Genomic DNA, 12,963 nt, shown 5'->3' with positions numbered 1-12,963 from the left:
GTTGGGGCGGCGGCAGCACGTATTGGTCAAACACCTTCGCCGGGAAGGGGTTCCGCAAGGTTGTCAACCTCGGCGACGGTCGAGCAAGCATTCACCACAGTTCGCAGAGTGGCTACGTGTCGTGTGTACGCTGAAGGGTGCGCTACACTGCCGGTTGGCGGTCTTTACCGTGTCGGCTGAGTGATCAGTTCAGCCACTGCGTTTCTGCGCGAGTTCGCGCGCTTCACTTAGTCACCAAGCTGCTCGCACGCTCCCGCTTCGGGGGCGGCGTGCGAGAAGTCTGTCTTTACCCGTAAATCGGCAGCAGCAGGAACAACTTGATGACGATCGCATTGGCGATGTCGATAAAAAACGCGCCCACCATCGGCACCACCAGAAAGGCCAGATGCGAGGGGCCGAAGCGCTCCGTAATGGCTTGCATGTTGGCGATCGCCGTCGGCGTGGCCCCGAGACCGAAACCACAGTGTCCCGCGGCCAGCACCGCCGCGTCATAGTTGCGGCCCATCACGCGGAAGGTGACGAAAATCGCGTAGACGGCCATCGCGATCGCCTGCACGGCCAGGATCGCGAAAAGCGGTAGCGCAAGCGACGCGAGGTCCCATAAACGCAGGCTCATCAGTGCGATTGCAAGAAAGAGCCCGAGGCTGACATTGCCAATCAGCGACACTGCGAGTTCGAAGATCTGATACCAGCCGCGCATCGCGAGACCATTGCGCAGAACGACGCCGACGAACAACACACCGACGAACGCCGGGAGCTCGAACGCTGTACCGGTCAACCGGCCTGCGAGCGCTGAACCCACAGCGAGACAAACGGCGATCAGCGCAACTGTTTCGATCACGGCTTCCGCAGTGATCGGGCGCACGGCTTTGGGTTCTTCGAATCCAATCGTGCCTGCGACGTCGGTTTGCGGGGCGGGGGCGAGCCCATGGTGCGTGATGAGAAAGCGACCAACCGGGCCGCCGATCAAGCCCCCGAGAATCAAACCAAACGTGGCGCAGGCAATCGCAATCTCGGTCGCCGATGCGAGCCCGTGGCGCTCAGCGAACACCTTGGCCCACGCGGCCCCGGTGCCGTGTCCGCCGGACAGGGTTACCGACGCGCCGAGCAGGCCAAGCAGGGGATCCTGTCCCAACGCCCAGGCGAGGACGATACCGAGCGCATCCTGCATCACGAGCAGGCCAACCACGACGCCGAGAAAGACAAGCAGCGCCCTTCCGCCGGCTCTCAGCCCTCCTATATCCGCACTGAGACCGATGGTGGCAAAAAAGGTGAGCATGAGAGGGACCTGAAGCGCTGCGTCAAAACGTACTTCTACCTTCAAGGCGCTGCGCAACACAAACACGAGCAACGCGACGAGCAGGCCGCCGACGACCGGTTCGGGGATGCTGTAAGTTTGCAGCATGGGTGTCCGCGCGCGGATCTTCCGCCCAAGCAGAAGGACGAGAGCAGCGGCCATGAGCGTTTCGGGTGTGTCGAGGCTCAACATGTTCTTCTCCCAACGGAGATCAGTTATTCGGTCTCGTTCGGCGTCGTTGTACTGGAACGACTCGCCGCGAACCTGAGCAACAGGTAGCCGGTCACACCCGATAGCGTCGAGCCGACAATCACGCCCAACCGAAGTGGCGTGAAATATTCAGCTCCTTCGAAAGCGAGGGAGCCGATGAACAGACTCATGGTGAAGCCGACGCCGCAGAGCGCGGCGACGCCAACCAGCTGGAGCCAGCTTGCGCCGGGAGGGAGCTTCGCCAAACCAAGCCAGACCAGCGCGGCGCTCGCGCCGAAGACGCCGGCGAGCTTGCCGACGAAAAGACCTGCCGCGATACCCAGTGTCAGCGGCTCGGCCAGCGCCGAAAACGTGACGCCGGCGAACGAGACGCCGGCGTTGGCGAACGCAAAAATTGGCAGAATGGCGAAGGCTACCCAGGGGTGGAGGCTGTGTTCAAGCTGGTGCAGGGGAGCGTGCCCCTCGGCGTCCTTCGTCTTCAACGGCACGGCGAAGGCGACGGCAACCCCCGCGAGCGTGGCGTGAATTCCGGACTTCAGGACGAATACCCACAAGACCACGCCGACAATCACGTAGGGTGCGATGCGCGTGACTTTCAGCAGGTTCAAGGCAATCAGCGCCGCGATCGCCACGACTGCAGAAAGTAGCATCTGGGTAGAAAGCTCGGCCGTATAGAACAGCGCAATGATGATGATTGCGCCCAGGTCGTCAGCAATCGCCACGGCGGTCAGGAATATTTTCAACGACACCGGCACACGCTTACCCAGCAGCGACAGGATTCCGAGCGCAAACGCTATGTCGGTGGCCGTGGGGATGGCCCAGCCATTCAAGACCGCACCCGTTTCCCGGCAAGCGAGGAAATAGATGAGGGCTGGCGCTGCCATTCCGCCGGCGCCAGCCACGACGGGTAACACGATCTGTGCGGGTGTCGACAGCTCGCCTTCGACAACTTCGCGCTTGACCTCCAGTCCGATCAGGAGGAAGAAGACGGCCATCAAGCCGTCGTTGATCCAGAGCAGGAGCGGCTTCGCAATGGCGAACGATCCGAAGCGCATCTCCACAGGGATCTTCAGAAGATCGTCGTACGCCTGCCGAAGCGGTGAGTTGCTGCAGATCAACGCGAGTACTGCTGCGGCGGCAAGCAGCAAACCGCCGGCCGATTCCAGTCTAAGGAACTCGGTCAGGCGATCGGTCATCTTTCGAATCGCGTTGTCGATCACGATGCCGGATCCGTTGTTTGCTTGTCTGCATCCGGCGTCGGGCGACGCTGGATGGCGTTGTTGGCTTCGTCAACGTGGGCGTTCTACAAAAGATGATAGTCCGCGCGGGGAGTCATTGAAACCCTTTTTGAACTCCGGTCGAGCTGGGCCGCTAAAGGTCGCCTGAAGGCAAAACGAAGGGTTTTGGCAACTTATTACTCACAGAAGCCCTTGTGACCCCGGAGCTCACGCGAAACGCGGAAAGACCCCAGCCGGCCTCGTGGTGGCCAGCGAAAGCTTCACTGACCCGACAGTGGTCGTCATGTTGGTGGTCGTGGCGATCGTGGGCCTGCTGATCCTCATGCCGCTATCGAGGACGCTTGCTAGGGATGGGCGGAGTTCAGGTTGACCGTCCGATCACCTTGAGAGAGGACATTGCCTGACTTCTGCGCGCGGCGCAGAAGTCTCAGTAAAAGCCCCTTGTCAACGATCTGGCATCCGGTACCGAACGTCTATAGTGGCCGGCTTCTGCCTGACGGCGATCGGCGGCACGCGACCCGTTAAAGACGCCCGGGATCGCCGCGAGAATGTCCGTTTGAGTTCGAACAAGCGACGTAGCCTCCCGCCAGGAGTCTCACTTGCGGCAGATCGGGCTTATGAACTTTGCGGTGACGAACGGCGTCCGCCATTCCGTCCTGCTAACGAGGTAAGCGCCGCTCGAGGTAATTCTTCAACTGAAAGCGCCCACAGCGAATACGCGACGCTGCGCTGGAACAACGTACCGACAGCAGCGCGAAGCTCGCCCCTGCCCAGCGCGTACACCGAGTCGGTCACGGCAATGGCGCCGTGCATCAGGACGCTGGCATGCCGGTAGCACCCCATCATGCAGTCATTGCAGGGCTCCCGTTGATCGGGCAGGCGGTCGAGGTCGAAGACGGAGCCCATTGGCTCAGGCCACGCCTCGCAACGCCAGACATCGAGGTTCCAGTCGATATAAAAATACTTGCTGCCGCCGATACATGGAATCAGTTGCTGTTCGCCGCGCACGAACCGCGCGACCTCGGCCAGCGCAGCGCTCGGGTCCATTACACGAAAGCGCTTTTTGAGGCGGGCGATTGCGCTCAACGCTTCGAGTAGCTCGTCACGGCTTATGTCGACGAGCGTCGATGTTTCGTCGTAAACGAGCGACGTGGAACCGAACGCCTCGCGCCTTGGATAGGAAAACGTGACGGCATCGAAGCCAAGCCGGTTGAGCGTCTCTGGAAGCGACGCGTAACGGACCAGACGACTGACCGTAACCGATGCATAGACCGGGATGCTGAAGGCGTGCGCCTGAGCGATTCCCTCACGGATGCGGGCCTCCAGACCGCGCAGGCCGCGATTGCGCTCGTGCTCGCTCATGTCCGCGCTATCGATCGATATCAGGAGACGCTTGAGGCCGGCCGCCGCCAGTTGCTTGATGTGGCGGGGGAGGAACCAGCCGTTCGTGATCAGACCGCAATCGATGCCGGCTTTCGTGGCCGAGGCCACGAGCGATTCGATCTTCGGGTGAACCAGCGGCTCGCCCCCCTGGAGCGTCATGTAGCGAATCCGGCGTCTGCGCAGGATCGGCAGCGCACGCGCGAACTCATCGTATTGACGACCAAGTGTGAGCTTGCCATATGTGTCACTGGTCACGCCAACGTATGCCTGTCGCCCGAACATCAAGCCGCCTTGCGCGAGTTTTCCGTTATTGACATCGAAGCCGCTCTCGAGCTGGAAAACAGCCTTCAGACCGCCGCCGAGATCCTCGGCGCCTTTCAGGCCCCATCGGCTGCCTTGAACGTAGCCGCTCTGCAGCTCGTAGACCTTGCTGCCGCCCACGTTATTGGTGAAGTCGAATCCTTCGTCGATCACGCCGTAGAGCGTCACCGAGCTTTGCGCCATTGCGGGAACGACACATGCCGACAATACGGATGCTGCGATTACGTTGCATCCTTTCATCGTATCCTCCAAACCTGGTTACCAACTGATAACAACTTTTGTCGATTTTGCTTTTTCTTTCTCTGGAATATTACGACATCCTAAATGTACTTTTTGTCAGACGTCTCCTTTTTGTAATCGATCTATCGCCCCATGCAAACCATACTTAGAACAAGAAGAGACTCCGTACATCATGGTGCACTGGCACTTGCCAGGCATCCCGTAAAACGGCAGCAGATCCTGTGTATCAGATTGACATCGAGAAGCTAACCGGTTACGAAAACATCTTCGTCGTCGACTTGAGGAGGACTACGAGAAACCCACCGCAAGGGATAGCAACGACAAACTCGAAGTTGCCAGGACACCGTACAGTGCCGCACCGTTTAGCATGCCTTGCTCCCTCGGCAATCCCCTCGTGAAAGAGGTGGGTTCACTTGTGTTCGCCGCGAAAGGAAACGCGGTAGTCGCGGACTTTGCGGGCGATGTCTCCTCTGGCCATGGCATGGCAGTCGACATCACCAAACGTAATCATTATAATGATTATACTGTTTGTCAAAATTAAATTTGAGCGCGCGTGGTGGGCGCTAGTCCTTTGCGCTCACAGGAGGATGGTATGACACGTGATATGGCCACCCGGCAATCCAGCGAAGGAACCGTCGAATGGTTACAGCGCCTGCAGGCGCGCCGTGGGTGGGTGTCCCCGATTTACGAGACGCTGAAGATCTCGGTCGTTCAGGCGCGCGCTGGATCCGTTCAGTTGTCGATGCCCGCATCATCGTTTGCAGGCAATCCCACTGGAAAGCTGCATGGCGGCGCACTCGCCACGATACTCGATTGCGCCATGGCGCTGGCTGTGGACTCGGCTCTCGGCGCCACGCAAGTATCTGCGACCGCCGAGATGTCGGTTCGCTTCCTGGGTGCCCAGGAGGCTAACGGCTCGACCGTTTTGGCCAGCGGCTCGGTGACCCAGTTGGGACGACGCCTCGCTTTCACCGCCGCCGAGGTGGTCGACGAGTCCGGAAGGCTGCTTGCGAGCGCGGCCGGCACTTTCGTCGTGAACGAGGCAAGGCTCACACCGACGGCAAACTGATCAGGTTGGTCGCACCACTCGCATCGCCAGGGCGGACGATTTCTCTCCGCCCGCCGACGATTGCCCATCGCAGCGGCAAGCGTTCTGTTGAGCGGCACGTTCGTCTTATTGCATAGATTACAATTGGTGTCATTTGCAGCGTTTCCTTCTCGCGCCCGACGTGGCGGCGACGACTATCGCCCGCGCCCTGACGGCCGGTTGGGATACGTTGTTCCTCTGTCAAGGCGGCACAAGCTGCGGCCAGACCTTTCGGGTGCGAGTGTCCCCACATGTCAAAGATGATTAGACGAACTACAACACGCTCCTCGGCGAGCCTGGCTCAGTCGACCTCACGCTCGGCAACCACGGAGCCGTCCCGCGTCGTCCTGCCCAAAAGTATTGCTGCAAGATCCGGGCGGACCGCGATGAGACAGGCGCGTTACATCGCAGAGGACATCAGGGCAATGATTATCCGCGACAGCCTAAGTCCAGGCGATCGGCTGCCGGGCGAGAAAGACCTGATGGCAACTTACGGCTCGGCAAGAGCCACGGTACGCGAAGCGCTTGCGATTCTGGAAAGTCACGGCCTCGTCGAAGTTACGCCCGGGAAAAACGGCGGGGTCAGCCTTGCGGATATACCTACGGACACAGTGTTACAGGGACTGCAGACTTATCTCTATTTCCGCAATCTGACATGGCAACACATTTACGATGCCCGGGAAAGTATCGAACCAGAGATCGCGCGTTCGTCGTGCGAATCCCTGACACCGGACGTCCTGCAGTCCCTCGAGCATACGGTCGAACTCTGTCGCGCAGGACTCAGGGGTGAACTGGACCGACGCGCGCATAAGAACGCCGAAATAGATTTCCACGAAATCATAGCCAGACATTGCCCCAATCCATTGCTCCGATTCGTCGGCTTGTTCCTCTGCAGGGCGGAAAGGGAGATGATTGAAGATCTGCTCACGTTCGACGACGAGGACTCGTCGCTGAAGGTGATCAGGGAGCACGAGGAATTGATCGAAATGTTCCGCCGTGGGGATGTTGAGCATGTGCACTCGTTGATGCATCGCCATCTTCTTGGAATGGCGGAATCCATCGAAAGCAGGCGTGAAAAACGCAACGGCGGAGCACATCATGAACCGCCCGTTAAGCGGCAGAAAGCCAAGGCAACCCGTTGAAAAGCCGGCAACCCCTGTTGCACTGGCGCGAGCGGGCCTTACGGCGTGTGAGCGGTCGGCGAGCGCCGTCGCTCACGGAGCTTGTTGACCTTATGGCGGTTTCGGTCCAGCTAAGCTAGGGGAAGATTCACGCATGGCCTCGGCCGGCCGGGCCGAGGACATGTCGTTACGCACCTTGCGATGGAATACGCTCAAAAACCTACCTGCCCTCTGCCCTTGAGCTCCAGTCGCGCTCGAACCTGGTCCGGGGTAGCGACCTCCTTACCGAGTTCTTCAATGATGCGTCGAATCTTGGACACTTGCTCCGCACTACTTTGCGCAAGCTTGCCGCGACCTATTGTCAGGCTGTCCTCTAACCCTACACGAACATTGCCCCCAAGCAGCACGCCCATTGTTCCAAGCGGTATCTGATGCCGGCCGCCGGCAAGTACCGAGAATTCGTAGTCTCGCCCGAGGAGGCGATCCGCAGTATGCTTCATATGGAGGAGTTGTTCCGGTGCAGCATCAATTCCGCCGAGAATGCCGAGCACAAACTGCAGGAAGATCGGACCGGTTAGCAGCCCGCGCGACCGGTAATGCGCCACAGTTTGAATATGCCCGACGTCGTAACATTCAAGCTCAAAACGAGCTCCTCGCTGAGTGCCAATACCGGACAGGATCTCCTCAATGTCAGCGAACGTGTTTTTGAATATTGTCTGTCGTGACGCTTCAAGGAACGGCTTTTCCCAATCGAATTGCCACTCGTTGCGGCGCTCGGCCAGCGGGAACATGCCAAAATTCATCGATCCCATGTTCAACGAGCACATCTCCGGATTAAGTCGGAGCGGTGCGGCAAGGCGTTCATCGAGCGACATGGACGAACTGCCTCCAGTCGTCACGTTGATGACAGCGTCCGTGGCTGACGCTATTCGCTCCACGACATTGCGAAAGAGATCGGGGCTTGATGACGGCTGACCATTCAAGGGATCCCTGACATGAAGATGGATGATGGCCGCACCAGCTTCCGCAGCCTGAATAGCATGCGCAGCAATGTCCTCGACCTTGTATGGCAGATAAGGTGAGAGTGACGGTGTATGGATGGATCCCGTGACTGCGGCGGTGATGATGGTAGGTCCCGAATGCATTGGTTTGTCTGACATGCTTGCCTCTATTTGCGAAAAGACGATTAGTCGAGCGACCGTTTCGCAGCAACGCCGCGGATCCTTTGTGGCCGATGCCGCGAATTGGAAACCGGGCGTCAGCAGCAGCTACCGGCGTTTCAGCCGGAAGCCACTGTGCTGGAAGAACCTGGTGCGGCCATCCCCGGATGGATACGGTCGCCCGCTGAAACTTCCGGGTTAGAAAAACTAGGCATCGCGCCGCGTCATGCGCATCGCGTAGTTCTTCATGATTTTTGCAACGTCATTGCAGTACTTGTTGTGTGAAAGGCTGCCGCACCAGGTTATCGATCCCACCGAGAAGACTGATCCCCCCCAACCCGTCTCGTACCAGATCATCTCGGCCTTGATCAAAGATGCAAGTGGGCCGTGATCAAGCGACTCGTCATGCGCCGTGAGTGCGTCGAGCGCGGCGCCGAAGGCCGCTGAATGCCCTTCAGACGTCGCGAGGAGAGTGTATTGTTCCGGCGAACCCGCTATGGTTGACATAGAGTCGAGTTCGAACCCTGCTGCACCGCCCCCCGAGAGCCCGTAATCCCCGATGATTCCCGAGGGGACGCCATCAAGCAGCCAGCCTCCAGGCTGTTCACGCGCGTCATCGTGAACGCGATAGTACGAGCCTTCGAAAGGCCCCTGCGCCGAAAATCCAATGCCAACCAGCCGCTGTGGAGGCCGGCCACTGTCCCGCCAGAGGCCGCCCAGTCGGCCATCGAATGCGTTATGGAGTTCGCCCGGGAGACTGGTCCAGTTCCTGATCCCGTTGTTGCCGCGGCGTAACTCAAGCGCGCCGGGAAACAGGTCGGATACGGCGATCTTCCAGTAGAATCCGTTACCCCCAAGATAGGCAAGATTGCCACCTTGCTTAAGATATCCCTCGATCGCGTCGAGTGTGCGTTCGGTGTGGTACTCCGGATGGGTGCTGGTGAGGACCGCGCGGTAAGGCTCGAGGATGGCCGCACCGTGACGCTCAAGGTCGTCGTCCGTGACGATGTCAAACCCGATACCCTCGCGTTCGAGCCAGTCGAGCAGATAGTGATCTGCAATGTAGTGGCGACAGCCCGATCCGCGTGGCTCATTGAATGTCATGAAACCAGGGCGCATCGTCAGCATGGGCCGTAGACGGGTAGAAAAGGCGACGCCGCTGCCATCAGCGTGCAGATTGTAGGTTGATAAGCCAACCTCCGGATGATCGTCCGGATTATGTGGATACGCCTGCCAGGCATTAACCTTGGCGCGGAATTCTTCATCGAAGTTGCCGCGCGCAAAGTTTGCGTAGGCCTGGTAGGTGTACGTCGGTATGACGATCGCGAGTGCGTGGCCCGGTCGTCCGGGACGCGCGCTTACCCAGAACGGCACCCAGTCACGATCAACTCCTCTGTCGTCCGCAAGTGCCATCGCGTAAGAGCCGGAAGGCAGATCGTCGGGCACAGTGAAGGTAAAGGACGTTTCCCAATTGACGTCGTCAATGTCTTCCTGATGGAAATGAATCGCCGCATACTCATCCGGGGCAGCACGCCAGCAGAACTCGCGACCGGCCCAATTCGAGGAGCGGACTGCGCGCGTAGGAAGATTAACGATTCGACCGTGACGCGCACTCGGACCGCGGTCAAAAATGTCTGCTGTATCAATTCCAACCGAGAAATCCCATGCTGCGATCACGATTGCACCGGCGTAGATTCTCGGCGCTTCGATGCGCCCATTGAAATGAAGCTTTGGCGCATCGGCGGACAGAGTCGCGATTGCAACGGCGGGCGCGGGACCGCGCCAACCATCGGCAGACACGACTGCTTGTGCTTCCGCGCCGACATAACGCGAATCAATCGGCGTAAAAGACAGCTTCAGCGTTCGCGTCCTGGCGTCGAAGCAGAGAGAAACATCAGACCATCGCGCTCCAACGGGGCAATTCGCGCGCAGATTCACGGTTGAACCACTGTCATCGGACCAGGTTGCAGTCGCCCCGTCACCACCGATACCGATCTGCCATCCTTTTGTCTTGTCCGAGTCCCACTGCGACATAATGCATTGTGAGCCGCTCTTTGCTAACGTCGGTAGCACCCGGACTGAAACCGACCAGTTATCGACAGGGTTAGGCCACGGTACGCCAGGCACATGAATCCAGGATCCTCGATGAATCAACTGCTCGACTGACGGTGCGCTGGTCGAGTAGATGTGGCCCAGGTCCACCATACGCAAGCCAGGCCCCGCAGGATTCACATCTGCATGGATCACTCGAACAAGTCGCGCCGCGAAAGGGGATTCCAGGCGACTGGATACCTTGAAGGCGATGGATTCGCCTGATACGGCCGAGAGTCGATCGCTGTAGCCGACCAGGTCCATGGTAGTTTTCAACATTGCGGCAACTCCTTTGATTCAAGCGCGCAAGGCAGACTGCCTATAAACGCACCGGAAATCTCCGTCATCCATTGATTAAGGATTCGCTTGACGATTATCGCTTTACGCACACACTAAACCCACATTTTCTATAAGTATTTCTTTCCTAGTCAGAACCGCGACGGAGGCGCTTTGGCGGCCACTTTATCGAAAGCAACGTCAGAAAATATCCTGTAAAGCGCTTAACGCGGCGGCCGAATTGCCAATGAAATACACGACCTGCACCGGTTGACCTGGGCGCCAGGAACGCCAGCCATTTTTTCTCGGCTTTCTTGAATGCGCCAATCAGTAAAAATGATATCGCGAGGTATATCAGCGCAGCGATTGTAAAGCTCGAGAACGTCATGTATGTCGCCGCGTTCATGTCTCGCACGACCTTCATGATCTCCGGCACCGTCGCGGTGAAAGCAAGCGTCGTGGCATGCAACATAAGGATGATTTCGTTGCTGTACATCGGCAACGCGCGGCGAAGCATAGCCGGGATCATTACGACACGGTAGACCGCACCTGAGGACATTCCGAAGGCTCTCGCGGCCTCTATCTCCCCACGAGGAATGGCCCGCATTGCTCCTGCGAATATTTCCGTAGTGTACGCTGAGGTACTCAGTGAAAATGCCAAAACTGTGCAGTTCATGCCGCTTCTGAAGAAAGTACTCAGAATGTCGCTCGCTCTCACAAATTCGAGGCCATAAATTCCGGTGTAGATCAACAGCAACTGCACATAGAGTGGCGTGCCGCGGATCGCGAACGTGTATGCCTTTACTGCCCCAGAAACATATCGATCAGGCGAATTTCGCGCAACGGAAAGAGGCACCGCGAGTACGAAACCAAATGCGACTGAAAGAACAAGCAACCATAGCGTAACTATGAGTCCGCTGAAGTGATCACCGTCGAAGACAAGGAGTGGTTGCCAATACTGTCTAAGTAAGCCAATCATCGTGAAATGCCCCGAGCATGTCTGGAGTAGTGGCGCTCCAGCCGGTCAAGCGCGACTGTAGAAATCGCAGCCAGAACCAGGTAGACACAGGCTGCAACCAGCATGAAGAAGAAACTGTTGAAGGTACTACGTCCAGCATTCTGTGCGGCCTTAACTAGGTCTGATAAACCGATGATCGATACCAGCGCCGTTGCCTTCACGATAACCTGCCAGTTGTTACTGATTCCTGGTAAAGCGTGCAACATAAGTTGCGGGAAGATGATCCGTTTAAATGCGGTCCAATACGTCATCCCATACGCCATCGCTGCCTCAATCTGCCCCCGGCTGATTGACAGATAAGCCCCGCGAAACGTCTCGACGAAATATGCTCCGTACACGAGACCAATTGTCGCGGAGCCAGCCCAGAACGGACTGATGTCGACCTGCGTTGCCCCGACGCGGTCGGTCACCACATTCAACGCGATTTGAATGCTGTAAAACGTCAGCAGCATCAGTACGAGATCTGGGACCCCCCGGATGAGTGTGGTGTAGCAGGTGGACAGGAAGAAGCTTAGCCGGTTTCCCGATAGCTTGGCCGTCGCCCCGAGGAGCCCTACGAGAAACGCCACGACAAGCGATAGCAGTGACAGTCTCAGCGTCTCCAGGGCGCCATAGAATATTTCCGTGCCATAACCGCTTAGCATGCCCCGCTCCTTCTGATCCAGGAATCGCCTTGTGATCGACGTAGGTTCATTTGAGACTACCTGAGAGGAAACGCTGGAGTCGCGGACTTTGGGGGCGAGCGAAAATCTCTTCTGGAGCCCCCTCCTCTTCTACTTGCCCCTGATCAAGGAACATGACACGGCTTGACACTGACCTGGCAAATTCCATTTCATGTGTCACCAGCACCATCGTTCTCCCCTCTTCCGCTAGTCCTTGCATGACCCTGAGAACCCCGCCAACGAGTTCGGGATCGAGCGCCGACGTCGGTTCATCAAAGAGGAGGACGTCTGGTTCCATGGCAAGGGCGCGCGCGATTGCAACCCGTTGTTGCTGCCCCCCGGACAAGTGCGATGGATACGCGTCGCAATGGGTCCTCGGCATGCCGACCTTCTCGAGATAATGGAGCGCGCGGTCACGCGCTTCCGACCGACAGACCTTTGCAACACGATGTGGAGCCTCCGTTACATTTTCCAGCACCGTCATATGCGCCCAAAGGTTAAAATGCTGAAAGACCATTCCGAGTCGCGCTCTCAGTCGTTGCAGCTGCTTTTTGTCTCTAACGATGAGATCACCGTGGGCGTTCGGGAACGTCTGAATCTCCTCGTCGTGCAACTTGATGGTGCCCCCGTTGGGGCTCTCCAAGAAATTGATGCACCGGAGAAAAGTGCTCTTGCCCGACCCGGAAGAGCCGATCAGGCTGATCACGTCCCCCGCGCGCGCCTCCATAGACACACCTTTGAGTACGGAATGCCCGCCAAAATTTTTTGTGATGTCTCGTATGCTTAGTGTGTTCATAAAAAATACTCATCCTGGTGTCTCGGCAGGCAGTCTGTGTCTCAGCAGGCGGTACTCCGCCTC

9 protein-coding genes and 1 pseudogene are annotated in these 12,963 nt (G+C 58.1%); 2 read left to right on the top strand and 8 right to left on the bottom strand.

Annotation, left to right across the window (positions count from 1 at the left end; genetic code table 11):
- Positions 1-286 precede the first annotated feature (286 nt).
- The 3 genes from gltS to B0G77_RS32590 form a co-directional block, all read right to left on the bottom strand.
- Positions 287-1,489, bottom strand: a complete 1,203-nt coding sequence (gene gltS, locus B0G77_RS32600) for a sodium/glutamate symporter (RefSeq protein WP_133665973.1) — start codon at positions 1,487-1,489, stop codon at positions 287-289.
- 23 nt (positions 1,490-1,512) lie between these two features.
- Positions 1,513-2,703, bottom strand: coding sequence for a Na+/H+ antiporter NhaA (nhaA, locus tag B0G77_RS32595; RefSeq protein WP_133665972.1), 1,191 nt, complete (start codon positions 2,701-2,703; stop codon positions 1,513-1,515).
- A 657-nt stretch (positions 2,704-3,360) separates the two neighbouring features.
- Positions 3,361-4,689, bottom strand: a complete 1,329-nt coding sequence (locus B0G77_RS32590) for a porin (protein ID WP_133665971.1) — start codon at positions 4,687-4,689, stop codon at positions 3,361-3,363.
- A 592-nt stretch (positions 4,690-5,281) separates the two neighbouring features.
- Here B0G77_RS32590 and B0G77_RS32585 point away from each other — a divergent pair.
- Positions 5,282-5,758: a PaaI family thioesterase gene (locus tag B0G77_RS32585; protein WP_133665970.1), complete on the top strand. Its 477-nt coding sequence runs from the start codon at positions 5,282-5,284 to the stop codon at positions 5,756-5,758.
- A gap of 269 nt (positions 5,759-6,027) precedes the next feature.
- Complete coding sequence (locus tag B0G77_RS32580) at positions 6,028-6,918, top strand: FadR/GntR family transcriptional regulator (RefSeq protein WP_133665969.1); 891 nt, start codon at positions 6,028-6,030, stop codon at positions 6,916-6,918.
- Positions 6,919-7,109: 191 nt separating this feature from the next.
- Here the strand turns inward: B0G77_RS32580 and B0G77_RS32575 are convergent, their stop codons facing one another.
- From B0G77_RS32575 to B0G77_RS32555, 5 genes and pseudogenes are all read right to left on the bottom strand, one after another.
- Positions 7,110-8,057, bottom strand: a complete 948-nt coding sequence (locus B0G77_RS32575; RefSeq protein ID WP_243751306.1) for a 3-keto-5-aminohexanoate cleavage protein — start codon at positions 8,055-8,057, stop codon at positions 7,110-7,112.
- Between the two features lie 207 nt (positions 8,058-8,264).
- The gene (locus B0G77_RS32570) at positions 8,265-10,427 is read right to left on the bottom strand and encodes a N,N-dimethylformamidase beta subunit family domain-containing protein (protein ID WP_133665968.1); all 2,163 of its coding nucleotides are present in this window, start codon (positions 10,425-10,427) and stop codon (positions 8,265-8,267) included.
- A gap of 271 nt (positions 10,428-10,698) precedes the next feature.
- Positions 10,699-11,403, bottom strand: a pseudogene (gene hisM, locus B0G77_RS32565) (histidine ABC transporter permease HisM); the annotation flags it as partial.
- A complete protein-coding gene (locus B0G77_RS32560; protein WP_133665966.1) occupies positions 11,400-12,086 on the bottom strand; it encodes an ABC transporter permease subunit in 687 nt (228 codons plus the stop codon). The pseudogene hisM and the gene B0G77_RS32560, both read right to left, overlap by 4 nt.
- A gap of 46 nt (positions 12,087-12,132) precedes the next feature.
- The gene (locus B0G77_RS32555; RefSeq protein ID WP_133665965.1) at positions 12,133-12,900 is read right to left on the bottom strand and encodes an ATP-binding cassette domain-containing protein; all 768 of its coding nucleotides are present in this window, start codon (positions 12,898-12,900) and stop codon (positions 12,133-12,135) included.
- Positions 12,901-12,963 lie beyond the last annotated feature (63 nt).

Origin of the sequence: Paraburkholderia sp. BL10I2N1 (assembly GCF_004361815.1) — a bacterium.
Lineage (GTDB): Bacteria > Pseudomonadota > Gammaproteobacteria > Burkholderiales > Burkholderiaceae > Paraburkholderia.
Note: the sequence above shows the minus strand (reverse complement) of the source record. Positions and strands in the feature narration are given on the sequence as shown.

Excerpts from the sequence above, each read along its gene's own strand:
- B0G77_RS32560 (WP_133665966.1), bottom strand. The coding sequence starts at position 12,086 with ATGCTAAGCGGTTATGGCACGGAAATATTCTATGGCGCCCTGGAGACG.
- B0G77_RS32590 (WP_133665971.1), bottom strand. The coding sequence starts at position 4,689 with ATGAAAGGATGCAACGTAATCGCAGCATCCGTATTGTCGGCATGTGTC.
- B0G77_RS32585 (WP_133665970.1), top strand. The coding sequence starts at position 5,282 with ATGACACGTGATATGGCCACCCGGCAATCCAGCGAAGGAACCGTCGAA.
- B0G77_RS32580 (WP_133665969.1), top strand. The coding sequence starts at position 6,028 with ATGTCAAAGATGATTAGACGAACTACAACACGCTCCTCGGCGAGCCTG.
- B0G77_RS32570 (WP_133665968.1), bottom strand. The coding sequence starts at position 10,427 with ATGTTGAAAACTACCATGGACCTGGTCGGCTACAGCGATCGACTCTCG.
- gltS (WP_133665973.1), bottom strand. The coding sequence starts at position 1,489 with ATGTTGAGCCTCGACACACCCGAAACGCTCATGGCCGCTGCTCTCGTC.
- nhaA (WP_133665972.1), bottom strand. The coding sequence starts at position 2,703 with ATGACCGATCGCCTGACCGAGTTCCTTAGACTGGAATCGGCCGGCGGT.
- B0G77_RS32575 (WP_243751306.1), bottom strand. The coding sequence starts at position 8,057 with ATGTCAGACAAACCAATGCATTCGGGACCTACCATCATCACCGCCGCA.
- B0G77_RS32555 (WP_133665965.1), bottom strand. The coding sequence starts at position 12,900 with ATGAACACACTAAGCATACGAGACATCACAAAAAATTTTGGCGGGCAT.